Source organism: Roseovarius autotrophicus (assembly GCF_018069895.1).
In the GTDB taxonomy this organism is placed as follows: Bacteria; Pseudomonadota; Alphaproteobacteria; order Rhodobacterales; family Rhodobacteraceae; genus Roseovarius; species Roseovarius autotrophicus.
In genome coordinates, this window is sequence record NZ_JAGQDH010000011.1 from 56,275 (window position 1) to 77,713 (window position 21,439).

Consider the following 21,439-nt stretch of genomic DNA (forward strand, 5'->3'; position numbering starts at 1 on the left):
TGATGATCAGCGTTTGAAACGGACGGGGGTGAAGGGCAGCGCCGTGACCGTCGTGGCCAGACGCTTGCCGCGCACCTCTCCGTAAAGCGTGGTGCCCTGCTGGCTGAGGGCTGCGGGCACATAGCCCATGGACATGGGCGCCTCGATGGTGGGGCCGAACCCGCCCGAGGTGATGTGCCCTACGGGATTGCCCCCCTCTGCGGCGGCAAAAAGCGGTGTGCCCTCACGCATCGGCGCACGGCCCTCGGGGCGCAGGCCGACGCGGGCACGCGGCGCGCCATGGGCCAGCTCAGCCAATATCCTGTCGGCCCCCGGAAATCCGCCCGCCCGTGCACCGCCCGCGCGACGCACCTTCTGGATGGCCCAGGTCAGGCTTGCCTCCACCGGCGTTGTCGTGGTGTCGATGTCATGACCATACAGGCACAGCCCCGCCTCCAGCCGCAGGCTGTCGCGCGCGCCAAGCCCGATGGGCGCCACATCCTCATGCGCCAGAAGCGTGCGGGCAAGCGCCTCGGTCTGCCCTTCGGTCATCGAAATCTCATACCCATCCTCACCGGTATAGCCCGAGCGCGAAATCCACAGCTCGCCGAACGCCGAGTCGAAAACGCCCACATCCATGAAACGCATCGCCGCCACCTCGGGCACCAGCGCCGCCAGAACGCCCTCGGCGGCAGGGCCTTGCAGCGCCAGAAGCGCGCGGCCGGTGATCGCCTCGACCTCCACACCGCTCAACCCCGCGCGCATATGGGCGATGTCATCGGCCTTGCATGCGGCGTTGACCACCACGAACATGTGATCGCCCCGGTTGGCGATCATCAGGTCGTCAAGGATGCCGCCCGCTTCATCGGTAAAGACGCCATAGCGCTGCCGCCCCTCGGCCAGGCCCAGCAGATCGACCGGCACGAGGCGCTCCATCGCGGCGGCGACCGCCGCATATCCCCCCGGCGCCCGCAGGATCACCTGCCCCATATGGCTCACGTCGAAAAGCCCCGCTCGGGCGCGGCAATGCAGGTGCTCCTTCATCACGCCCATGGGATATTGCACCGGCATGTCATAGCCCGCGAACGGGACCATCCTTGCCCCAAGCTCGCGGTGCATCGCATTGAGCGGTGTCATGTGCAGATCGGCCACCGGATCGTTCCTCTGTCTTGGGCCGGACCCCCGAAGGATCGAACCGGCACCGATTTCGCACAAGCCCGCACGGACCCGCGCCACGATGCCCCCTCTGTCCTTTGGCCTGAGATCGCTATCCCGTCGGCGCCCCGCAAACGGGGTCTCTCCAGAGTGTCGATATCGGAAGGTCCTTGCGCCTGAGAGTTTCCGGGGCGGTTGCTCCTTCGGCACCGGCACGAGGCCGGTTCTCCCTGTCCGATTACGGTGGACGCTAGTATACCGCGCGCCTTCGATCAAGCCCGTTTGAGACAGCTCGGCGCGGAAAAGATGTCGAGCAGCGCCTCGTTCTCGCACACCAGCGCATCGAGCGTCACCCCGTCAAGCCGGGCATAAAACGCCTCGACCGCTTCCGTGAGTGCCTCGCGCAGGCGGCAAGCGGATTTGAGCGGGCAGGTATTGTCCACATCACCGAAACATTCCGCAACCGGCACGCTTTCCTCCAGCCGGCGGAACACGTCACCCACCGATATCTCGGCCATGGGACGCCCGAGCGTCACGCCGCCGGTGCGCCCGCGCTGCGTGCGCAGGAACCCGAGCTGCCCCAGCCGGTTGATGATCTGCGCCAGATGGCTCTCGGAGGTGTTGCAGCGCAGGGCAATCTCGGTCTTGGTCACCAGCCGGTCAGGGTTGACCGCACAAAACATCAGGAGCCGGATGGCGATATTGGTTCGCTTGGTGATCCGCATGGGGCACGCTCTCGCTTGAAACTGCCGCAGTTTGGCCCGACCATCGAAATGAACCTTGATACAAATCAAGTGAGGGCAAAAACCTTGGTTCGGGATGCATATTTCTTCGGCTATGGCAGTCTCGTGAACCAGGCGACGCATGATTTCGCGGGTGCCATGCCCGCGCAACTGCGCGGCTGGCGGCGGGTCTGGCGGCATACCACGCTGCGGCCCGTGGCCTATCTCACCGTGGCGCCGGATGCGGGGACCGAGATCGACGGGCTGATGGCGCCCGTGCCCGAAGCGCACTGGCCCGAACTCGATGCGCGCGAGGCGGCCTATATTCGCGTGCCCGCCGCCCATCAGGTGCGCCATCCCCTGCCCCACGCGCCCGAGATTGCCGTCTACACCATTCCCGAGGGCCATCACGGCGCGCCGACAGAGACCCATCCAATCCTGCTGAGCTATATTGACGTGGTGGTGCAGGGCTATCTGTGCGAGTTCGGCGAGGCGGGTGTGGCGCGCTTTTTCTCCACCACCGACGGATGGGAAGCACCGATCCTCGACGACCGCGCTTCGCCCCGTTATCCGCGCCACCTGCCCATGTCCGGGCCGGAACGCGCGCTGACCGACGATCATCTGAACCGGGTGGGCGCCACAAGGATCGCGACGACGGGGTAAGACGCCCCGATCCACCTCTCCGCACAAGAAAATTCTTCGAATTTTCTTGTTGGAATTTTTTTCAAGAAAAAAATTCGGTGGCGCCGAAGGCGGGCGGTCAGCCCCTTACCCGGATCACCTGGAGAAGCGGCAGAACCTGCGCCATCTCGGGTCCCTGGGCCTGCCCGGTCAGCGCCTTCCTGAGCGGCATGAAGAGCGCCTTGCCCTTGCGCCCCGTGGCCTCCCTGACGGCCGCGGTCCATTTGCCCCAGCTGTCCTCGTCCAGCGGCCCTTCGGGTAAAAGCGCCATGGCTTGCGCCACAAAGACCCGGTCCTCGTCGTCGATCGCAGGTTCGGCCCCGTCGCGGAACAGGGTCCACCACGCCTGAAGATCATCCAGCGTGGTGATATTTTCGCGCGTCACCTCCCAGAACCGTTCCGCCAGATCATCGGGCACACCGAGCGCCGCGATGATCCCGGCCACCGCCTCATAGGGCCGCGCGGCAAGACAGCGCGCGGTCAGCGGAAAGAGGTCTGCCTCGTCGAATTTCGTGGGGGCCGCACCGAATCGTTCGATGTCGAAACCCTCGATCAGTTCCGCCATCTCGCTGCGCAATTCCACCGGATCGCTCGACCCGAGCCGGGCCATAAGGCTCAGCAGCGCCATCGGCTCCACGCCGCGCGCGCGCAGGTCGCGCAAGGAGAGTGTGCCGAGACGTTTGGACAGCGGCTCTCCCTGCGGCCCCGTGAGCAGCGAATGGTGGGCAAAGCGCGGCGCGGTGCCGCCCAGCGACTCGATGATCTGGATCTGCGTGGCGGTATTGGTGACGTGATCCGCGCCGCGCACGATGTCGGTCACACCCATCTCGATGTCATCCACCACCGAGGCGAAGGTATAGAGCACCTGCCCGTCGGTGCGAATGAGCACCGGGTCTGACACGCTCGCCGCGTCGATGGAAATATCCCCGAGGATGCCATCGTGCCACTCGATCCGCGCCTGATCGAGCAGGAAGCGCCAGACGCCAGCGCCGCGCTCGGCGCGCAGCCGCGCGCGTTCCTCGTCGGAAAGCACCAGTGCCGCGCGGTCATAGACCGGCGGGCGGCCCATGTTGAGCTGTTTCTTGCGTTTGAGATCAAGTTCGGTCGGGGTCTCGAACGCCTCGTAGAGCCGCCCCATGGCGCGCAGCCGTTCGGCGGCCTCGGCATATCGGTCGAGACGCAGCGATTGCCGCTCCACCCGGTCCCAGTGCAGGCCCAGCCAGTCCAGATCCTGCTTGATCGCGTCGACATATTCCTCTTTCGAGCGCTCCGGGTCGGTATCGTCGATGCGCAGGATGAAACTGCCCCCGGCCTTGGCGGCAATGAGATAGTTCATCAGCGCGGTGCGCAGGTTGCCCACATGGATATAACCGGTGGGCGAGGGGGCGAAGCGGGTGGTGGTCATGGGCGTCTCCTGACAATGGCCGGGGCTTTGTCACAGGCGGGGGCGTTTGTCCAGAATGGCCCGGCTCAGGGCCAGCGCCGGTGCAGGTCGTCGATGACATAGCTATGGGCGTGAGGGCCATGGCCATGAGTGCGCAGATGCGGGTGGTCTGGCGGCAGATCGGGGTGGTCGTGCAGCGGCGCGCGCGCCTGATCGCGGGGCCAGAGCCTGCGCGCCACGATCAGACCAAGCGCCGCCACCAGCCCCGCGATCACCAGAGCAGGCCCCATCCCGAGCCAGCGCCCCGTCACCCCCGCCAGCGGATAGGTGACAAGCCAGCAGGCATGGCTCAGCGCGAATTGTGCGGCGAAAAGCGCGGGACGGTCCTCGGCATGGGCCGAACGCCGCAAGAGCCGCCCCGCAGGCGTGAGGATCGCGGCGTAGCTGAAGCCGATCGCCGCCCAGAGCGCGAGAAAGGCCGCCCAGTCCGGAGCCCGCCCCCACCAGAGCACCGCGCCAAGGCCGAGCGCCAGCCCCACCAGCGCCACAGCCCCCGCCAGCATCACCGGCCGATCACCCGCGCGTTCCAGCAGCCGTGGCAGCACCAGCGCCGCCGCCATGGACCCCGCGCCAAAGGCCGCCATGGCGACCGCCAGAGCGCTCTCGGTTCCACCGTGATCCACCCGCACCAGAACCACCGTGTTCACCAGGACGAAAGCCCCCACCGCCGAGGCCGAGAGGTTCAGCGCCAGCAGGCCCCGCAGGCGCGGCGTTGCCAGATAGATGCGCGCACCGCGCCCTAACCGCTCGCGGAAGGGCCGCGCTGTCCCGTCGGCTACGGGGGGCACCGTGGCGCGCCACACCAGCCATGTGGAGGCCAGAAACCCCACCACCGTGCCCAGAAAAAGCCAGTGATAGCTCAGCACCAGAAGCAACACCCCCGCCAACGCCGGGCTGAGCAGGTTCTCCAGATCATAGGCCAGGCGCGACAGCGACAGCGCGCGGGTATAGTCACCCTCATCGGTGAGGATATCGGGGATCACCGCCTGAAAGGCCGGAGTAAACGTGGCCGAGGCCGCTTGCAGCACGAAGATCAGCGCATAGACCTGCCAGAGATCAGTGACGAACGGCAGGCAGAGCGCGACACCGGCGCGGATGAGATCAGCCGCGATCAGCACCGCCTTGCGCGGCAGGCGCTGCACCAGGGCCTGCGCCACCGGCGAAAGGCCCACATAGGCCACCATCTTGACCGTATAGGCCACGCCAAGCACCAGACCCGCCGCTGCACCGGCCAGATCATAGGCCAGCAGGCCGAGGCCCACGGTCAAAAGCCCCGTGCCCAGAAGCGCCACGACCTGTGCGGCAAAGAGACGGGCGAAATCGCGGTTTCCGAGGATTTTCAGCATGGGGGCAGATTACGCCTGTTCGGCGCCACGGCAAGCACGATCAACTTGACGTGAACCGCACCGCAGAGCCCTGGATCCGCGCTACGATTTCCTGGATTCGCGCGGCACTATCGTCAGCGCTTCATGTCAACGAACAGGAGATGTCGATGACCCGAGGACAGATCACCCGCCGCGGCCTGATCGCCGCCACCGCTGCCCTGCCGCTTGCCACTGCCCTGCCCGCCCGCGCTGCGGCCCCGATGATGGGCACGGGCACCACCCGCTTCAACCGCGTGACACTTGGCGGTTTCGAGGTCACGACGCTTCTGGCGGCCACCACGCCGCGCCCCGATCCGCACACGATCTTCGGCCTAAATGTCAGCGCGGAAGAATTCAACGCCGTCTCTGCCGCCGCCAACCTGCCGACCGATCAGGCGCAGTTCTTCTTTACTCCCACGGTCGTCAATACCGGCGCGGAACTTATCCTCTTCGACACCGGGCTCAATCCAGACGGCATCGTGGCCGCGCTCAACGAGGCAGGATACACGCCCGATCAGGTGGATGTGGTGGTGATCACCCATATGCACGGCGACCATATCGGCGGGCTGATGCGGGATGGCGCGCCCACCTTCGCCAATGCCCGCTACGTCACCGGCAGCGCCGAATTCGATCACTGGGCCGCCGCCGGCAATGAACGGTTCGACGCCAACATGCGTCCGCTGGCCGAGCAGACCACCATGATCGCCGACGGCGCAAGCGTGGCCTCGGGCATCACCGCCATGGCCGCTCCGGGCCATACGCCGGGCCATACCGGCTACATGCTGGAAAGCGAGGGCAAGACGCTCCTGCTCGCCGCCGATTTCGCCAATCATTATGTCTGGTCGTTGGCCCATCCCGATTGGGAGGTGCGTTTTGACATGGACAAGGCGCAGGCCGGGGCCACGCGCAAGCGCCTGTTGGGGATGCTTGCCGCCGACCGTATCCCGTTCGTGGGCTATCACATGCCCTGGCCGGGGATAGGCTATGTCGAGGCGGCGGGCGAAGGCTTTCGCTATGTGCCGGTGAGCTACCAGCTCATGCTCTGAGTGCGGCGCGGGGGCTGGATTTACAATTCCGGCCCCCTGCCCCATATGGCGCGCATGGATACACGCCCGCCTTCCCTTGCCGAGTTCGAGCGCCTCGCGCTCGCCGCCATCGACGCGCTGCCCCCCGCCTTTCGCAGGCCCGCCTCCGATGTGGTGCTGCTGGTCGAGGACTGGCCTCCCGACCATATCCTCGCCGAAATGGAAATCGACGATCCCCATGAACTGACCGGGCTATACGAGGGTATTCCCCTGACGGAAAAATCCCAGTTCGATCAGCCGCTTGGCCCCGATACGGTCTGGCTTTTCCGAGAGCCGATCCTTGACGAATGGCGCGACCGTGGCGATGTCGCTCTCGAGGATCTCATCGCGCATGTGGTGGTGCATGAGTTCGCCCATCATTTCGGCTGGTCCGACGACGATATAGCCGCCATCGACCGCTGGTGGGAATGACCGGTCTCAGAACCGCCCCGCCGCACGGAACCGTTCCCACGCGAACAGGATATACTCGACGCGGAAGGCATGTCCTCCCGGATGCAGGCAGAGATCGAGGATCGCGCCTGCCGCGTTGCGCCGTTGCGTGCAGTCAAGATCACCCGTGACCGCCGCGCCCGCGTCCCGGAACCCGCCGAACCGCGTGTAGAATTCCATCACCGCGCCCACATCGCCCTGACTTGTCTCGCGAATCGCGCGCCCTTCAAGCGGCACGGTCGGATCGTTCGTGCCGTGAACATGCACGATGCTGGCGTGCGGCGTGGCACAGGTGTCGGGCGGGCGCTGCCAGAACGTTCCCGCCACGGCGGCAAAGCCCACGAACCGATCCGGCAGGGCGCAGGCGAGCGTCCAGACCATCATCGCACCCGAGGAATAGCCCGCCGCCATCAGCCCCTCGTCGATGCCGAACCGCGCCGCCACATCATCGAGCACGGCCGCGACATAGGCGATTTCCTCGACGCCGGTTGCGTCGGCATGGCCCGGCGCGTGCGGGATCACCCAGTCATCCGCCAGCGATTTCAACGCGATCAGCGCCAGCCCCCGGTCCGACAGTGCCCGCCGCAGCGCCGCATTGCGCATCACCCCCGCCGCCGAACCGCGATAACCATGAGCATAGACCACCGCCCCCGCCGGCCGCTCTGCCCCTTCGGGCAGGGCGATGCGGTAATGCCGGTCGCCCAGCGCGCAATCGCTCTTTTCCCCGCAGCCATGGGCAGGCGCGGCGAGCACAATGGCAAGGCAAAGGGCAGCAAAGCGCATGGCAGGACCCGTTCGGTTGCCGGATCAGGATGCAAACCCCGGGCCGCGTCCGCAATTCACAAGCCCGTGGCCCTAGCCCCGGTCGCGCCAGCGGTTGACGATGGGATAACGCCGGTCGAGCCAGAACGCGCGAGAGGTGAGGCGCGTGCCGGGCGCAGCCTGAAAGCGCTTGTATTCACTGATGTAAAGCAGGTGCTCAACGTGGCGCGCATCCGCCTCGTCAAACCCTGCGGCCACGCAATCGGAAATCGCGCCATCCAGATCGACGAGGATCTGCAGGATGCCGTCCAGAACCGGGTAATCGGGCAGAGAATCGCTGTCCTTCTGATCGGCGCGCAACTCTGCGCTTGGGGGCTTGTCGATCACGCGCGGCGGGATCACCGCGCCCTCGGGCCCCGCCATCCAGGCGCGGTGATGGGCGTTGCGCCAGTGGCAGATGTCGAAGACGCGCGTCTTGTAGAGGTCCTTGATCGGATTGTAGCCCCCAGCCATGTCGCCATAGATCGTGGCATAGCCCACGGCCACCTCGGACTTGTTGCCGGTGGTCAGCAGCATCTCTCCGAACTTGTTGGAAAGCGCCATGAGCAACAGGCCGCGCAGGCGCGACTGGATGTTTTCCTCGGTCAGGTCCGGTTGCGTGCCCTCAAAGAGCGGCGCGAGCGTGGCGGTGATCGCGGCGCGCCCCTCTGCGATCGGCACGAAATCATAGCGGCAGCCAAGATTTTCGGCCACCGCCTGCGCATCCTCCAGCGATTCTGGCGAGGTATATTCCGAGGGCAGCATCACACAACGCACATTCCCCGCGCCCAGCGCATCCACCGCGATGGTGGCGACAATCGCACTGTCCACCCCGCCCGAGAGGCCCAGAAGCACCTTCGAGAACCCCGCCTTGCGCAGATAATCGCGCAAGGCCAGCACCATCGCGTGATAATCCTGTTCCAGATCGTCGGGCAGGTGGGCAAGCGGCCCTTGCTCTGCGCGCCAGCCCCCAGCCCCGCGCGTGAAATCCACATGCGCCACCGCCTCTTCGAACATCGGCAGTTGCAGCGCCAGCGCGCCGCCGGGGTTGAGCACGAAAGAGCCGCCATCGAACACCTGATCGTCCTGCCCGCCCAGAAGGTTGAGATAAACGAGCGGCAAGCCGGTCTCGATCACGCGCGCCACCATCAGGTTCTGGCGCACGGCCATCTTCTCGCGGTAATGCGGCGAGCCGTTGGGCACAAGAAGGATCTCGGCGCCGGTCTCGGCCAGGGTCTCGGCCACGTCCGGGTGCCAGGCATCCTCGCAGATCGGAGAGCCGAGGCGCACGCCCGAGACAGCATAGGGCCCGGTCACCGGACCGCTTGAGAACAGGCGCTTTTCGTCGAACACGGTCTCGTTGGGCAGATGATGCTTGAGCACACGCGCACTCACGCGCCCGCCTTGCAGGATGTAATAGGCATTGTAGAGCCCCACGCCGTCGAGCGCCGGGCCGCCAATGGCCAGCGCGGGGCCTTGGGCACAGTCGCGCGCAAGCGCCTCGATGGTGGCGATGGCCGCCTGATGAAAGGCCGGTTTCAGCACCAGATCCTGCGGGTTGTAGCCGGTCACAAACATTTCTGGCAGTGCCACGAGATCCGCACCCGCCGCGCGCCCCGTCTCCCATGCCTGACGTGCCAGCGCCGCGTTGCCCGCCAGATCGCCCACCGTGGGGTTCATTTGTGCCAGTGTCAGGCGAAACCGGTCTGCCATGCGCGCCCCCTTGCCGCTTCTGCCCATCGAGATAACAGATCGGGGCGCGAGGGAAAGCCGATTTGCCACAAGGGCGTTGTCACGCCGGGGCCGGTCCTCTAGATTTGGCCCACCCGCCACAGGATCGGGCAGGCTTGAGGCACCGGGGCACAGATGACACGCTATCCGACACAGACGATTTTGGCCGCCATGCTCGTCCTGGGCAGCGTGGCAAGCACAGGCACGATGGCGCAGGACGGCAACGTCCAGACCAAGCAATACGACGATGGCGGCATCTACGAGGGCACGTTCAAGGACGGGCTGCAACACGGCACCGGCACCTATACCCTGCCCAACGGCTATGAATATACCGGCGACTGGGTCGAGGGCGAGATTCGCGGGCGCGGTGTGGCGCGCTTTCCCAACGGGTCGGTCTACGAGGGCGAGTTCGAGCGCGGCAAGCCGCATGGCGTGGGCAAGATCGTCTTTGCTGATGGCGGCACCTACGAGGGCGAATGGGCCGAGGGCGAGATCACCGGCTCGGGCATCGCCATCTATGCCAATGGCGTGCGCTACGAGGGCGGGTTTCTCAATGCCATGCACCACGGACGCGGCCGCATGGAAAGCCCGGGCGGCTATCGCTACGAGGGCGGCTGGGTGAGTGGCGTCAAGGAAGGCGACGCCACGATCACCTATCCTGACGGCGCAATCTACGAGGGCGAGGTCGCGCGCGGCGCGCGCGAGGGCGCAGGCCGGCTCACCATGCCTGATGGCCTTGTCTACGAGGGCACCTGGAAAGAGGGGCAGATCGACGGGCGCGGCACGCTCACGCAACCCAATGGCGATGTCTACGAGGGTGATCTTGCCGCCGGGCGGCGGCAGGGCCAGGGGCGCGTGATCTATGCCAACGGCGATGTGTATGAAGGCCAGTTCAAAGACGACATGCGCCACGGCCAGGGGATATTCACCGGCACCGACGGCTATCGCTACGAGGGTGCCTGGCAGAACGGCAAGATCTCGGGCGAAGGCCGGGTAAGCTATCCCGACGGCTCGGTCTACGAGGGGCAGTTCCGCGACGATCTGGCCAACGGGCAGGGCCGGATCACCTATCCCGACGGCGCCACCTACGAGGGCGAGTGGGTCGGCGGCGTGATCGAGGGGACGGGGCGCGCCACCTATCCCAACGGGCTAGTCTACGAGGGCGAGTTCGCCAATGCCCGCAACCACGGCCACGGCGTCATGACCTATCCTGACGGCTATCGCTACGAGGGCCAGTGGCAGAACGGGCAGCGCCACGGGCAAGGTACCGTCACCTATCCAGACGGCTCGGTCTACGAGGGCGAATTCGCGCGGGGCCAGCGCCACGGTCAGGGCCGCATCACCATTCCCGACAATCCCGACACAGCCGAGAACGAGAGCTTTGCCTATGAAGGCGAGTGGCGCGATGGCGAGATTTCCGGGCGCGGCGTGGCGACCTATGCCAATGGCGATGTCTACGAGGGCATGTTCCTTGCGGGCAAGCGGCAGGGTGAAGGCACGATGCGCTATGCCGGGGGCCAGGAAGAGAGCGGCACCTGGGACGATGGCGTGCTGAGCGAGAACATCACGCGCAGCGAGTGATCAGACCACGCCGCCCGCATCGAGCGTTTCCAGCACCCGTGCCGCATCGCGCAGCACCGTTGCGCAGTGGCCTTCATCCATCCTGTCCCATGTGCGATAGACCGGCCCCATGCGCGGATTGCGCCCGAACCGGTCGCGGTGACGGATCAGGAAATCCCAGTAGAGCAGGTTGAAGGGGCAGGCGTCACGGCCGGTTCTAGCCTTCACCGAATAAGCGCAGGCGGCGCAGTAATCCGACATCTTCGCAATGTAATTACCTGATGATACATAAGGTTTCGAGGCGATGATGCCGCCGTCCGCAAACTGGCTCATGCCGATCACGTTGGGCGCCTCGACCCATTCGACCGCATCGGCATAGACGGCGAGATACCAGTCGTGGACCTGCGCCGGGTCCACGCCGGCGAGCAACGCGAAATTGCCCGTCACCATCAGCCGCTGGATGTGGTGGGCATAGGCCTCTTGCTGTGTCTGTTCAACGGCCTGGGCGACGCAGTTCATGCGGGTGTCACCCCCCCAGAACATCGCCGGCAGCGCACGCCTGTGCCCCAGTGCATTGCGGCGCACATAGTCCGGCCCCTCGCGAAAATAGATGCCGCGCACATATTCGCGCCAGCCGATCACCTGCCGAACATAGCCCTCGGCGGCATTGATCGGCACCCGGCCCGCCTGCCATTCCGCCACCACGCGGGCACAGATATCCAGAGGATCAAGCAGGCCGATGTTCAGATACATCGACATTACCGAATGATGCACAAAGTGATCGCCCGCGACCATCGCATCCTGAAAATCGCCAAAGCCCGGCAGGAGGTGGGTGGCAAAATGATCGAAGGCGCGCCGCGCCTCATCGGCCCTCACCGCGAACCAGAACGGGCGCAGGCGACCGAAGTGGCCGGCAAAGCGCGCCTCGACCAGATCGAGAACCTCCGCTGTGATGGAATCGGGGACAAAGCGCATGGGGCTGGCCCGCAGCAGGTCGGCGCGCGCCGGCTTGCGGTTGTCGTGATCGTAATTCCACTTGCCGCCTGCGGGACGCGCGCCCTCCATCAGAAAGCCGGTCCTGCGACGCATCTCGCGATAGAAATATTCCAGCCGCAACTCCTTGCGGCCCTCGGCCCAGGCATTGAAGGCGTCGAGCGAGCACACGAAACGGTCATCGGGCAGTTGCGTCACGCGCAGGGGGGCCGCGTCAAGCGCCGCGATCAACCGCCATTCGCCGGGTTGGGTGGCGATGACGTCGCTTGTGCCGTGCGCCTCGGCGCGGCGCATCAACTCGCCTACGATGCTCCCTGTGGCCTCGCGGTCGTCGAGGCGGGTATAGGCCACCTGCCAGCCCGCCGCGCGCAGCTCTTCGGCGAAATGGCGCATGGCCGAGAGGATCAGCGCGATCTTCTTCGGATGATGGGGGACATAGGTGCCCTCCTCCATGACCTCGGCCATGACCACCAGATCGCTGGATTTGTTGGCAGCGTTGAGCGCCGACAGCCCATGGCTCAACTGATCGCCAAGCACCAGAACAAGCCGCCTCACCATGGCACGCGCTTACCCTGCCAGTCGAAGAATTGACCGGTGTCGGCCGGTGTGAGGCCGTCGAGGACCGAAAGCAGGCGCGCCGCCGCCGCGTCTGGCGCGACGGCAGGGTGACGACCGAGGTATTTCCCGGTAAAGGGCGTGGCCACGGTGCCGGGATGCAGCGCCACGCAAATGGCTCCTTTGTGGGTGCGCGCCAGCTCGATCGCGCCGGTGTGCAGCACCTGATTGAGCGCCGCCTTCGCCGCGCGGTAGCCATACCAACCGCCAGAACGGTTGTCGCCGATAGACCCCACCCGCGCCGAAAGCGCAGCAAAGATGCAGCGGCGATCGCGCGGCAAGAGGCGCACCGCGTGTTTCAAGATCAGCGCGGGGCCAAGACAGTTGAGCGCGAATTGATCCATTATCGCCCTGGGCGTGATCTGCCGGAGCGCCTTTTCCGGCTCTGCGCCGTCGATTTCCAGCGCGCCTGTGGCCACGAGGATCAGATCGAACGGGGCTTTGAGGGCCCCGAGCGCCGCCATGACCGACGCCTCGTCGGTCAGGTCAAGCCCGTTGCCACTGCGCGACAGCCCCGTCACCGCCACGCCCCGCGCCGCAAGCGCCGTCGAAACCGCCCGCCCGATGCCACCCGATGCGCCGATGATCAATGCCTTATCCATGACGCGGGAGCTAGCCGAAAGCGGCGCCGCTTCAAGCCGCCAATTTCGGGGTTTTCAAGCCGTGCGCCCCTGCCTATAGTCACGCGCATGATCGCGACCGCACATACCGCCCGCCCTGCCCGCGCCACCCGCGCGGCGCGCGCGCTGTGCCTAGGCCTTAGCCGCCTCTGAGCGTGCCGCCCGGCGCACGCGCTCAGAGGATGTGCCGTTTCGCGCCAAGAGGCCCAAGGATCAACCGAAAGAGACCCGACATGACCAACCCGACCAAGGATCGCGTGGTGATTTTCGACACCACGTTGCGCGACGGCGAGCAAAGCCCCGGCGCGACCATGACGCACGAGGAAAAGCTCGAGATCGCGCAACTTCTCGACGAGATGGGCGTCGATATCATCGAGGCGGGCTTTCCCATCGCCTCGGAAGGCGATTTCCGCGCCGTCAGCGAGATCGCAAAGAACGCGAAGGACGCAACCATCTGCGGCCTCGCGCGCGCCAATTTCAAGGATATCGACCGCTGCTGGGAGGCCGTGAAACACGCCCGCTCGCCACGTATTCATACGTTCATCGGCACCTCACCGCTGCATCGCGCCATTCCCAATCTCGACATGGACCAGATGGCCGAACGCATCCACGAGACGGTGACGCATGCGCGCAACCTGTGCGACAACGTGCAATGGTCGCCGATGGATGCCACCCGCACCGAATGGGATTACCTGTGCCGCGTGGTGGAAATCGCGATCCGGGCGGGGGCCACGACGATCAATATCCCCGACACCGTGGGCTATACCGCGCCCGAGGAATCCGCGAGCCTTATCCGGCGCCTGATCGAAACCGTGCCGGGGGCGGATGAGGTGGTATTCGCCACCCATTGCCACAACGATCTTGGGCTTGCCACGGCCAACGCGCTTGCCGCCGTTGCAGGCGGCGCGCGGCAGATCGAATGCACGATCAACGGGCTTGGCGAGCGCGCGGGTAACACCGCGCTGGAAGAGGTGGTGATGGCGCTCAAGGTGCGCGGCGACATCATGCCCTATGAGACCGGCATCGACACGCGCAAGATCATGCATATCTCGCGCCGTGTTGCCGCCGTCTCGGGCTTTCCGGTGCAGTTCAACAAGGCGATCGTGGGCAAGAACGCCTTTGCGCATGAATCGGGCATCCATCAGGACGGGATGCTCAAGAACGCCGAGACATTCGAGATCATGCGCCCCGAGGATGTGGGCCTTGCCGCCACCAGCCTTGTCATGGGCAAGCATTCAGGCCGCGCCGCGTTGCGCGCCAAGCTCAAGGATCTGGGCTATGAATTGGCCGACAACCAGCTCGGCGACGTGTTCGTGCGCTTCAAGGACCTCGCCGACCGCAAGAAGGAGGTTTACGACGACGACCTGATCGCGCTCGTCAATGCCGGGCTCGACGCCGAGAGCGACCGCTTGCAGATCAAGCATCTTCGTGTGGTCTGCGGCACCGAGGGGCCACAACAGGCGACGCTCACCATGCTGATCGACGGCGAGGAGAAATCCACCGAGGCCACGGGCGACGGGCCGGTGGACGCGACCTTCAACGCGGTCAAGGCGCTTTTCCCGCATGAGGCGCGGCTGCAACTCTATCAGGTGGCGGCCGTCACCGAGGGCACCGACGCGCAGGCCACGGTCAGCGTGCGGATGGAAGAAGCGGGGCGCATCGTCACCGGGCAATCAGCGGATACCGATACGGTGGTGGCCAGCGCCCGCGCCTATGTCCACGCGCTCAACCGCCTTCTGGTGCGGCGCGAGAGAGCGGGCGGCGACACGCGCGAAGTGAGCTACAAGGACGTGTCCTGACGTATGACGCGCGCGCGCTCCGGGTCACCTCCGGGGCGCGCATCATCGCTTGAAGACAGGCCGCTGCGCGGGGGCTGCGCCCGCTATTCCGCCCACTCCCAGGGCCGCACAAACGCCCCGAGCACATGGCCCAGGCCATCTTCGTCCACCTCGCCCTCGCGCGAGACCTTGGCCACAAGCCCGCGCTTCTTGTCATCGACGACCAAGGTCACACGCGCAGCGATCCCCGCCTCCTCCAGCGCAGCGTTATAGACCCGCGTGATCGCGCGCTTGCGCAGATCTGGCTTGAACACCTTGCCGACGGCGGTCTTGGGCAACTCGTCCAGAACCTCGACATATTTCGGCTGTGCCGCGCGTTCGTGGACATGAACCTTGCAATGTTCGAGCAGTTCCGCCCCCGTCGCCGTGCCGCCCGCCACCAGTTCCACATAGGCGCAGGGCATTTCGCCGGCATGGGCGTCAGGCTGGCCTATAGCGCCTGCCATGGCCACATCAGGGTGGGCCATCAGCGCCTCCTCGATCTCGGCGGGATCGATATTGTGGCCCCCGCGAATGATCAGGTCCTTGGCCCGCCCGGTGATCCAGAGATAGCCGTCGGCATCGACCCGCCCCAGATCGCCGGTGCGCAGATACTTGTCGTAATGGTAGAGTTTCTTGTTCTTTTCCGTCTCGGTATAGGTATTGCCCGCATAGACGCCGGGGTTGGAGACGCAGATCTCGCCCAACTCGTCCACCTCGCAATCGACCGGGCCATGGGGCGTTTCCTTGATGATGCGCACATCCGTATAGGGAAAGGGCACACCGACCGAGCCGACCTTCTTCTCACCCTCAGGCGGGTTGCACGACACCAGACAGGTGGCCTCGGTCAGGCCGTAGCCCTCGATCACCTTTATGCCGGTGGCCGATTCAAAGCGGTTGAACAGCTCCAGCGGCATCGGCGCAGAGCCGGAAAAGGCGTTCTTGACGGTGGACAGGTCGGCATCCACCTTGCGCTGCATCAAGGCCGAGACGGCGGTAGGCACGGTGATGATGAAGGTGATCTCCCACCGCGCGCAGAGCTTCCAGAAGTTGTCGAACACCCCCTCGCCGCGATAGCCTGCGGGCGTGGGAAAGACCACATGCGCGCCCGACTTGATGCAGGCCATCAGAATCACATGGCAGGCAAAGACGTGGAAGAGCGGCAGCGGGCACATCACATTGTCCTGCTCGGTAAAGAGCAGCGTATGACCAAGCCAGCCGTTATAAACGATCCCAGAATAGCGGTGCTGCGCAACCTTGGGCATCCCCGTGGTGCCGCCGGTGTGGAAATAGGCCGCGATCCGGTCGCCCGTGCTGTCAGGGAAGGTCAGAGCCTTCGGTTGCGCCGCCAGCGCCTTGTTGAAATCCATCAACGTGGCGTGATGGCCGGTCGGATTTTTCGGGCGCACCAGCGGCACGATCCAGCTTTTCGGCGGGGTGAGGTAACGGTTGAGGTCGATCTCCAGCACCGTATGCACCTTGGGCGCATGGCGCACCGCCTCGGCGGTCTTTTGCGCGATATCCGTCTTGGGAAAGGCCTTGAGCGTCACCACCACCTTTGCCCCGGTCTCGCGCAGGATGGCCGCGATCTGCTCGGGTTCCAGCAGCGGGTTGATCGGGTTAACGATCCCGGCGATCGCGCCGCCGATGATGGCGACGGCGGTCTCGATCGTGTTGGGCAGGACGAGAGCGACCACATCCCCCTCGCCGATCTTGAGGCTGCGAAACAGGTTGGCCGCCTGACAGCACTGGTCGTTGAACTGCTGCCAGGTGAGGGTCACAGCCTTGTCGGTCGTGCCGGAGAGAAGCTGATAGCTGAGCGCCGGACGGTCGGGAAAGGCGCGCGCGGTCTGGCTCAGCATCTGGTAGAGCGTCGCTGGTGTCTCGCGCGTCTCCCAGGGCATCTCATCCTGAATCGCGAGCGCGTCCTGCCGCGAGGTGAACGTCATGGTCTTTCCTCCCTCTATCCCGCGCCTTTTTCCCGGCACGGTTGTCCTCTCCATGGGCACCAGCATGTGCGCGAATTGGCCAAGGCGCAAGTTTTACGCTGCGTTGTGGGGGACCGAAGACGACCCTTTCGCGCGCGTCCCCCTCGGGCCTGTCCCGAGGATCTCGGGCGACAGGACGTGCTGCGGTCAGGCCGGAAGAGGAGGATAGGGCGTGCGCCTCACGACCCGCCGAGGCAATCGACAAGCGCCGCCGCCATATCCTCTAGCAGCGCAGGATAAAGACCCGCCCCTGGCGTATATGCGCTGCCCAGAGGGTCGAGAACCCCATGACGCACCGTATCACCAAACACCGCCCGCACCCGCGCGCCGGCGAATTGCGGCTCCGTGAAGACGCAGGCAACGCCCCTGTCGCGCGCCAGATCGCGCAGAGCGGCAATACGCGCGGGGCCGGGATCGGCGGCGTCGCTCAACGCCAGCGCCCCGGCAGGCGCGACGCCGAACCGCGATTCGAAATACTGGTAGGCGTCATGAAACACGAGGTAGGGCACATCGCGCACCGCGTCGAGACGGGCCGAAATCCCGGCCTCGAGCGCCGAAAGCTCGGCCACCGCCTCTGCCGCGTTGGCGGCGTAGAGGGCTGCGTTGTCGGGATCGTGCCTGGCCAGTTCCCCCGCGATCAGGGCAAGCCAGGCGCGGGCATTGGCCGGGTCGAGCCAGGCATGAGGGTCTGCACCCTCGTGATCATGCGCTTCATGCCCGTCCTCATCCTTCGCAGTGTGCGCCGCATGTCCGGGCATGTCATGGCCATGCCCCGCCTCGGATGGCGTGAATTCCAGCCCCTCGCGAAAGGCCAGCACCGTCGATCCGTCCGCGCCCAGGAGTTCGATCACATGCGCATCACCCGCCAGCGTCCCGATCGCATCCTCAAGCCAGGGCGTCAGCCCTTCGCCCATCCAGAACACAATCTCCGCCCGGTCAAGCGCCGCCGCCTCGGAAGGACGCAGCGCATGGCCATGCGGCGACGCCCCCGGCGGCACGATCAGCGCGGGCTCACCTGCCCCCGCCATCACCCGCGCCACCAGCGAATGCAGCGGCGCGATGTCGGTGGCCACTTGCGGGCCCGCCATCGCCGGTGCGGCCAGTGCCCCAAGAACCCCGACCGGGGCAAGAAAACGGCTCGGCATGATTCGACTCCATATGTTATGGTATAACAACAGTTGTCGCTTGATAATCGTTACCATATAACATATCAAGCCCCAATCCATCGCAGGAGAGCCCCATGGACCCGCTCGGATTTGAGCACCACGACCACCGCCATTGTGTGCATGCGGCGCTGGCCGCCGCCGAGGCGCATTGCGCGCGCCACCGGCTCAACCTCACGCCGGTGCGCCGACGGGTGCTGGAACTGCTGCTGGAGGGCCATCGCGCCATGGGGGCCTATGACATTCTCGACCATCTGCGCGCCGAAGGGCTTGGCGCGCAACCGCCCGTGGCCTATCGCGCGCTCGATTTCCTGGTGAGCCATGGCTTTGCCCACAAGATCGAACGGCTCAACGCCTTCATCGCCTGCACCCATCCCGAGACCGACCACACCCCTGCCTTTCTGATCTGCCGGGGCTGCAACGCCGTGGCAGAGGCCCATGCCGAGCCGACGCGCGGGATGCTCGGGCGCGCCGCGGCCGAGGCCGGGTTCGAGATCGAGCAGGCGGTGGTCGAGGCGCTTGGCCGCTGCCCCAACTGCCGCAAGGCCGAGGAGGCCCCATGCGCCTGATATCCGCCGAGGGGCTGGCCGTGCGACTGGGCGGCAACGAGGTGCTGCACGATGTGAACCTCTCCCTCGACCGGGGCGAGATCGTCACCATCGTCGGCCCCAACGGCTCGGGCAAATCGACGCTGTTGCGCGTGCTCATCGGCGCGCAGCGGCCCTCGCGCGGGCGCATCACCCGCGCGTCAGGGCTGCGCATCGGATATGTGCCGCAAAAACTGCATATCGACCCGACCCTGCCGATGAGTGTGGCGCGGTTTCTCAACCTGCCGCGCCGCCGCCCGGCGGCGGCCTTGCGCATGGCACTGGAGAGCGCAGGCCTGCCCGATCTGGGGCCACGACAGATGGCGGACCTCTCGGGTGGGCAGTTTCAGCGGGTGCTGCTGGCGCGCGCGCTGCTGGAGCGGCCCGACCTGCTCATTCTCGACGAGGCAACACAGGGCCTCGATCAACCCGGCTCGGCGGCGTTTTACCGCCGCATCGCGGAGGTGCGGCAGGAGATGGGATGCGCCGTGCTGATGGTCAGCCACGAATTGCATGTGGTGATGAGCGCGTCCGACCGGGTGATCTGTCTCAACGGCCATATCTGCTGCGAGGGACGGCCCGAGATCGTAGCGCAGGCCGAGGCATATCGCGCGCTGTTCGGTACCGGCACCGAGGGGGCACTGGCGCTTTACCGGCACGAACACGGCCATTCGCACGATCACGATCACGACCACCCCCATTCCCACGAGGCCGCCGAATGATGCTCGACGATTTCCTGATCCGCGCGGCGCTTGCGGGGCTGGGCGTGGCGCTGGCCGCAGCCCCGCTTGGCAGCTTTGTCGTCTGGCGGCGCATGGCCTATTTCGGCGATGCCACGGCACATGCCGCGATTCTCGGGGTGGCGCTGGCACTGGGGTTCTCGGTCTCGGTCTTCGCGGGCGCGCTGGTCATGTCGCTGGTGATGGCCACCGCCGTATCGACGCTGTCAGGGCGCGGCTTTGCCATGGACACGATGCTGGGGGTGATGGCCCATTCGGCACTGGCCTTCGGCCTTGTCGGCGTGTCGTTCCTCTCGGGCGTGCGGATTGACCTCATGGCCTATCTCTTTGGCGATATCCTTGCGGTGAGCCGAGGCGATCTGGCGGTGATCTGGGGGGGCGCGGGCCTTGTTCTGGCGCTGCTGGCGTGGCGCTGGCAGGCGCTTCTGACGGCGACGCTCAGCCCCGATCTGGCCTATGCGAGCGGCATCGACCCGCGCCGCGAACAGCTTGTGCTGACGCTGGCGCTGGCGGTGGTGGTGGCGGTGGCGATCAAGGTGGTGGGTGTGCTGCTGATCGCCGCGATGCTTATCGTGCCCGCCGCCGCCGCGCGCCCCCTATCGGCCACGCCCGAGCGCATGGCGGTGCTGGCCGCGATCATCGCCGCGACGGCGGCGCTTGGCGGGCTGGCCGCGTCCTTCCGGCTCGACACTCCGACGGGGCCGACGATCGTCTGCGTGGCGGCGCTGATCTTTGCCGTGGTGATGGTGGGCAGTCACCTGACCAGAGCACTCGGAAACACCAGTTGACTCTTTTTGTCGGAATTGCGAGACAAGCCCCGAGCAATAAACCCGGACCAAGGGAGTTTTCCATGACCCCGCTCAAGACCCTTCTCGGCGCGACCGCCCTCGTGGCCCTCGCCGCCCCCTCCCTCGCGCAGGAGGTCAACCTCTATTCCAGTCGCCACTATGACAGCGACGACGCGCTCTACGCCGCCTTCACCAAGGCGACCGGCATCAAGGTCAACCGCATCGAGGCCGATGCCAACGAGCTTGTCCAGCGCATGAAGGCCGAGGGCGCCAACAGCCCGGCGGATGTGTTCATGACCGTGGATGTGGGCAATATCGCCCGCGCCGAGGCGGAAGGGCTGCTCCAGCCCTTCGCATCCGAAGTGATCGTGGCCAACGTGCCCGCCCATCTGCGCCATCCCGACAATCTCTGGACCGGGCTGTCGCAGCGCGCGCGAATCATCTTCTACGCCAGGGACCGGGTGGAAAACCCGCCCCGGACCTACGAGGCGCTGGCCGATCCGACCTACAAGGGCCAGGTCTGCATCCGCTCGTCGTCGAACGTCTATAATCAGTCACTGATGGCCGCGATGATCGAGGTCGATGGCTTTGACGCGGCCGGGGTCTGGGCCGAAGGCATCGTCGCCAACATGGCGCGCCCACCCCAGGGCGGAGATACCGACCAGTTGCGCGGGCTGGTCTCGGGCGAGTGCGACATCGCCGTGGCCAACACCTATTATTTCGCGCGCGCACTCGCGGGCGGCGTCTCGGGGCTGAGCGCCGGCGTGGACGGCATCGGCTGGGTTTGGCCCAATCAGGACGGGCGCGGTGCGCATGTAAACCTTGTCGCCGCAGGCATCGCGGCCAACGCGCCCAACAAGGCCGAGGCGTCAGCACTTCTGGAATTCCTCGTCAGCGAGGCGGCGCAGGAGCAATTCGCCAAGACCAACAACGAATACCCGGTTCTGTCGGGCGTGGCCATCGACAGCCAGGTGGCGGCCATGGGCGATTTCAAACCCGATACCGTGACGCCCACCTCCACTTTCGCTACCCACGCCGCCTTGGCGCAGACGATCTTCAACGCTGTTGGCTGGAACTGATACGCGAATTGCGCGCTGCGCATCACTGGCCTGAGTTGTCGCAATCTCGATCCGAAAAAGTCTACCACCTTTTCCCGAGATTGCTTTAGGGTCGGGTT

At 65.8% G+C, this 21,439-nt stretch carries 19 protein-coding genes and 2 riboswitches; of the genes, 9 read left to right on the forward strand and 10 right to left on the reverse strand.

The window, feature by feature from the left end; translation table 11 throughout:
- Positions 1-6 precede the first annotated feature (6 nt).
- Together gcvT and KAK09_RS12415 are read right to left on the reverse strand one after the other, a co-directional pair.
- Positions 7-1,131, reverse strand: coding sequence for a glycine cleavage system aminomethyltransferase GcvT (gene gcvT, locus KAK09_RS12410; RefSeq protein WP_210879263.1), 1,125 nt, complete (start codon positions 1,129-1,131; stop codon positions 7-9).
- A 90-nt stretch (positions 1,132-1,221) separates the two neighbouring features.
- Positions 1,222-1,287, reverse strand: a riboswitch (glycine riboswitch).
- Between the two features lie 2 nt (positions 1,288-1,289).
- A riboswitch (glycine riboswitch) is annotated at positions 1,290-1,376 on the reverse strand.
- A 30-nt stretch (positions 1,377-1,406) separates the two neighbouring features.
- Positions 1,407-1,859, reverse strand: coding sequence for an RrF2 family transcriptional regulator (locus KAK09_RS12415; protein ID WP_210879264.1), 453 nt, complete (start codon positions 1,857-1,859; stop codon positions 1,407-1,409).
- A gap of 48 nt (positions 1,860-1,907) precedes the next feature.
- On the opposite strand from KAK09_RS12415, the gene KAK09_RS12420 reads away from it, so the two are divergent.
- Positions 1,908-2,519, forward strand: coding sequence for a gamma-glutamylcyclotransferase family protein (locus tag KAK09_RS12420; protein WP_210879265.1), 612 nt, complete (start codon positions 1,908-1,910; stop codon positions 2,517-2,519).
- Between the two features lie 97 nt (positions 2,520-2,616).
- On the opposite strand, the gene gltX is transcribed toward KAK09_RS12420, so the two are convergent.
- Both gltX and KAK09_RS12430 read right to left on the reverse strand, forming a co-directional pair.
- Positions 2,617-3,942 (reverse strand): glutamate--tRNA ligase, encoded by a 1,326-nt coding sequence (gene gltX, locus KAK09_RS12425; protein ID WP_210879266.1) that lies wholly within the window; start codon positions 3,940-3,942, stop codon positions 2,617-2,619.
- Between the two features lie 65 nt (positions 3,943-4,007).
- Positions 4,008-5,327, reverse strand: a complete 1,320-nt coding sequence (locus tag KAK09_RS12430) for an MFS transporter (RefSeq protein WP_210879267.1) — start codon at positions 5,325-5,327, stop codon at positions 4,008-4,010.
- Positions 5,328-5,473: 146 nt separating this feature from the next.
- Between KAK09_RS12430 and KAK09_RS12435 the strand changes: the two genes are divergently transcribed.
- Together KAK09_RS12435 and KAK09_RS12440 are read left to right on the forward strand one after the other, a co-directional pair.
- Complete coding sequence (locus tag KAK09_RS12435) at positions 5,474-6,391, forward strand: MBL fold metallo-hydrolase (protein WP_210879268.1); 918 nt, start codon at positions 5,474-5,476, stop codon at positions 6,389-6,391.
- Between the two features lie 54 nt (positions 6,392-6,445).
- Entirely contained in the window at positions 6,446-6,841 is a 396-nt protein-coding gene (locus KAK09_RS12440; RefSeq protein ID WP_247651223.1) for a metallopeptidase family protein, read from the forward strand.
- Positions 6,842-6,847: 6 nt separating this feature from the next.
- Here the strand turns inward: KAK09_RS12440 and KAK09_RS12445 are convergent, their stop codons facing one another.
- The gene (locus KAK09_RS12445) at positions 6,848-7,642 is read right to left on the reverse strand and encodes a CE1 family esterase (protein WP_210879270.1); all 795 of its coding nucleotides are present in this window, start codon (positions 7,640-7,642) and stop codon (positions 6,848-6,850) included.
- Positions 7,643-7,714: 72 nt separating this feature from the next.
- A complete protein-coding gene (locus KAK09_RS12450; RefSeq protein WP_210879271.1) occupies positions 7,715-9,373 on the reverse strand; it encodes an NAD+ synthase in 1,659 nt (552 codons plus the stop codon).
- A gap of 189 nt (positions 9,374-9,562) precedes the next feature.
- Here KAK09_RS12450 and KAK09_RS12455 point away from each other — a divergent pair, with 189 nt between their 5' ends.
- A complete protein-coding gene (locus KAK09_RS12455; RefSeq protein WP_247651236.1) occupies positions 9,563-10,972 on the forward strand; it encodes a 2-isopropylmalate synthase in 1,410 nt (469 codons plus the stop codon).
- On the opposite strand, the gene KAK09_RS12460 is transcribed toward KAK09_RS12455, so the two are convergent.
- Both KAK09_RS12460 and KAK09_RS12465 read right to left on the reverse strand, forming a co-directional pair.
- Complete coding sequence (locus tag KAK09_RS12460) at positions 10,973-12,502, reverse strand: cryptochrome/photolyase family protein (RefSeq protein ID WP_210879273.1); 1,530 nt, start codon at positions 12,500-12,502, stop codon at positions 10,973-10,975. It lies immediately after the preceding gene.
- Positions 12,496-13,161: an SDR family NAD(P)-dependent oxidoreductase gene (locus tag KAK09_RS12465; protein ID WP_210879274.1), complete on the reverse strand. Its 666-nt coding sequence runs from the start codon at positions 13,159-13,161 to the stop codon at positions 12,496-12,498. The genes KAK09_RS12460 and KAK09_RS12465 overlap by 7 nt, the downstream gene beginning before the upstream one ends.
- A 251-nt stretch (positions 13,162-13,412) precedes the next feature.
- On the opposite strand from KAK09_RS12465, the gene KAK09_RS12470 reads away from it, so the two are divergent.
- Complete coding sequence (locus KAK09_RS12470; RefSeq protein ID WP_210879275.1) at positions 13,413-14,978, forward strand: 2-isopropylmalate synthase; 1,566 nt, start codon at positions 13,413-13,415, stop codon at positions 14,976-14,978.
- A gap of 83 nt (positions 14,979-15,061) precedes the next feature.
- Here the strand turns inward: KAK09_RS12470 and KAK09_RS12475 are convergent, their stop codons facing one another.
- Complete coding sequence (locus KAK09_RS12475) at positions 15,062-16,945, reverse strand: acyl-CoA synthetase (RefSeq protein ID WP_210879276.1); 1,884 nt, start codon at positions 16,943-16,945, stop codon at positions 15,062-15,064.
- A 218-nt stretch (positions 16,946-17,163) separates the two neighbouring features.
- The gene (locus tag KAK09_RS12480; protein WP_210879277.1) at positions 17,164-18,129 is read right to left on the reverse strand and encodes a zinc ABC transporter substrate-binding protein; all 966 of its coding nucleotides are present in this window, start codon (positions 18,127-18,129) and stop codon (positions 17,164-17,166) included.
- A 95-nt stretch (positions 18,130-18,224) separates the two neighbouring features.
- On the opposite strand from KAK09_RS12480, the gene KAK09_RS12485 reads away from it, so the two are divergent.
- The 4 genes from KAK09_RS12485 (at position 18,225) to KAK09_RS12500 (ending at position 21,341) form a co-directional block, all read left to right on the forward strand.
- Positions 18,225-18,716, forward strand: a complete 492-nt coding sequence (locus KAK09_RS12485) for a transcriptional repressor (protein WP_210879278.1) — start codon at positions 18,225-18,227, stop codon at positions 18,714-18,716.
- Positions 18,707-19,456, forward strand: a complete 750-nt coding sequence (locus KAK09_RS12490) for a metal ABC transporter ATP-binding protein (RefSeq protein ID WP_210879279.1) — start codon at positions 18,707-18,709, stop codon at positions 19,454-19,456. The genes KAK09_RS12485 and KAK09_RS12490 overlap by 10 nt, the downstream gene beginning before the upstream one ends.
- Positions 19,453-20,262 carry a metal ABC transporter permease gene (locus KAK09_RS12495; protein WP_210879280.1) on the forward strand — a complete coding sequence of 270 codons (810 nt, stop codon included), beginning with the start codon at positions 19,453-19,455 and terminating at the stop codon, positions 20,260-20,262. The genes KAK09_RS12490 and KAK09_RS12495 overlap by 4 nt, the downstream gene beginning before the upstream one ends.
- A gap of 62 nt (positions 20,263-20,324) precedes the next feature.
- Positions 20,325-21,341: an extracellular solute-binding protein gene (locus tag KAK09_RS12500; RefSeq protein WP_210879281.1), complete on the forward strand. Its 1,017-nt coding sequence runs from the start codon at positions 20,325-20,327 to the stop codon at positions 21,339-21,341.
- Positions 21,342-21,439: the final 98 nt, after the last annotated feature.

Bases quoted from the DNA above. Each gene is read 5' to 3' on its own strand.
- KAK09_RS12415 (WP_210879264.1), bottom strand. From the start codon at position 1,859: ATGCGGATCACCAAGCGAACCAATATCGCCATCCGGCTCCTGATGTTT.
- KAK09_RS12420 (WP_210879265.1), top strand. From the start codon at position 1,908: ATGAACCTTGATACAAATCAAGTGAGGGCAAAAACCTTGGTTCGGGAT.
- gltX (WP_210879266.1), bottom strand. From the start codon at position 3,942: ATGACCACCACCCGCTTCGCCCCCTCGCCCACCGGTTATATCCATGTG.
- KAK09_RS12430 (WP_210879267.1), bottom strand. From the start codon at position 5,327: ATGCTGAAAATCCTCGGAAACCGCGATTTCGCCCGTCTCTTTGCCGCA.
- KAK09_RS12435 (WP_210879268.1), top strand. From the start codon at position 5,474: ATGACCCGAGGACAGATCACCCGCCGCGGCCTGATCGCCGCCACCGCT.
- KAK09_RS12440 (WP_247651223.1), top strand. From the start codon at position 6,446: ATGGATACACGCCCGCCTTCCCTTGCCGAGTTCGAGCGCCTCGCGCTC.
- KAK09_RS12445 (WP_210879270.1), bottom strand. From the start codon at position 7,642: ATGCGCTTTGCTGCCCTTTGCCTTGCCATTGTGCTCGCCGCGCCTGCC.
- KAK09_RS12450 (WP_210879271.1), bottom strand. From the start codon at position 9,373: ATGGCAGACCGGTTTCGCCTGACACTGGCACAAATGAACCCCACGGTG.
- KAK09_RS12455 (WP_247651236.1), top strand. From the start codon at position 9,563: ATGCTCGTCCTGGGCAGCGTGGCAAGCACAGGCACGATGGCGCAGGAC.
- KAK09_RS12460 (WP_210879273.1), bottom strand. From the start codon at position 12,502: ATGGTGAGGCGGCTTGTTCTGGTGCTTGGCGATCAGTTGAGCCATGGG.
- KAK09_RS12465 (WP_210879274.1), bottom strand. From the start codon at position 13,161: ATGGATAAGGCATTGATCATCGGCGCATCGGGTGGCATCGGGCGGGCG.
- KAK09_RS12470 (WP_210879275.1), top strand. From the start codon at position 13,413: ATGACCAACCCGACCAAGGATCGCGTGGTGATTTTCGACACCACGTTG.
- KAK09_RS12475 (WP_210879276.1), bottom strand. From the start codon at position 16,945: ATGACGTTCACCTCGCGGCAGGACGCGCTCGCGATTCAGGATGAGATG.
- KAK09_RS12480 (WP_210879277.1), bottom strand. From the start codon at position 18,129: ATGCCGAGCCGTTTTCTTGCCCCGGTCGGGGTTCTTGGGGCACTGGCC.
- KAK09_RS12485 (WP_210879278.1), top strand. From the start codon at position 18,225: ATGGACCCGCTCGGATTTGAGCACCACGACCACCGCCATTGTGTGCAT.
- KAK09_RS12490 (WP_210879279.1), top strand. From the start codon at position 18,707: ATGCGCCTGATATCCGCCGAGGGGCTGGCCGTGCGACTGGGCGGCAAC.
- KAK09_RS12495 (WP_210879280.1), top strand. From the start codon at position 19,453: ATGATGCTCGACGATTTCCTGATCCGCGCGGCGCTTGCGGGGCTGGGC.
- KAK09_RS12500 (WP_210879281.1), top strand. From the start codon at position 20,325: ATGACCCCGCTCAAGACCCTTCTCGGCGCGACCGCCCTCGTGGCCCTC.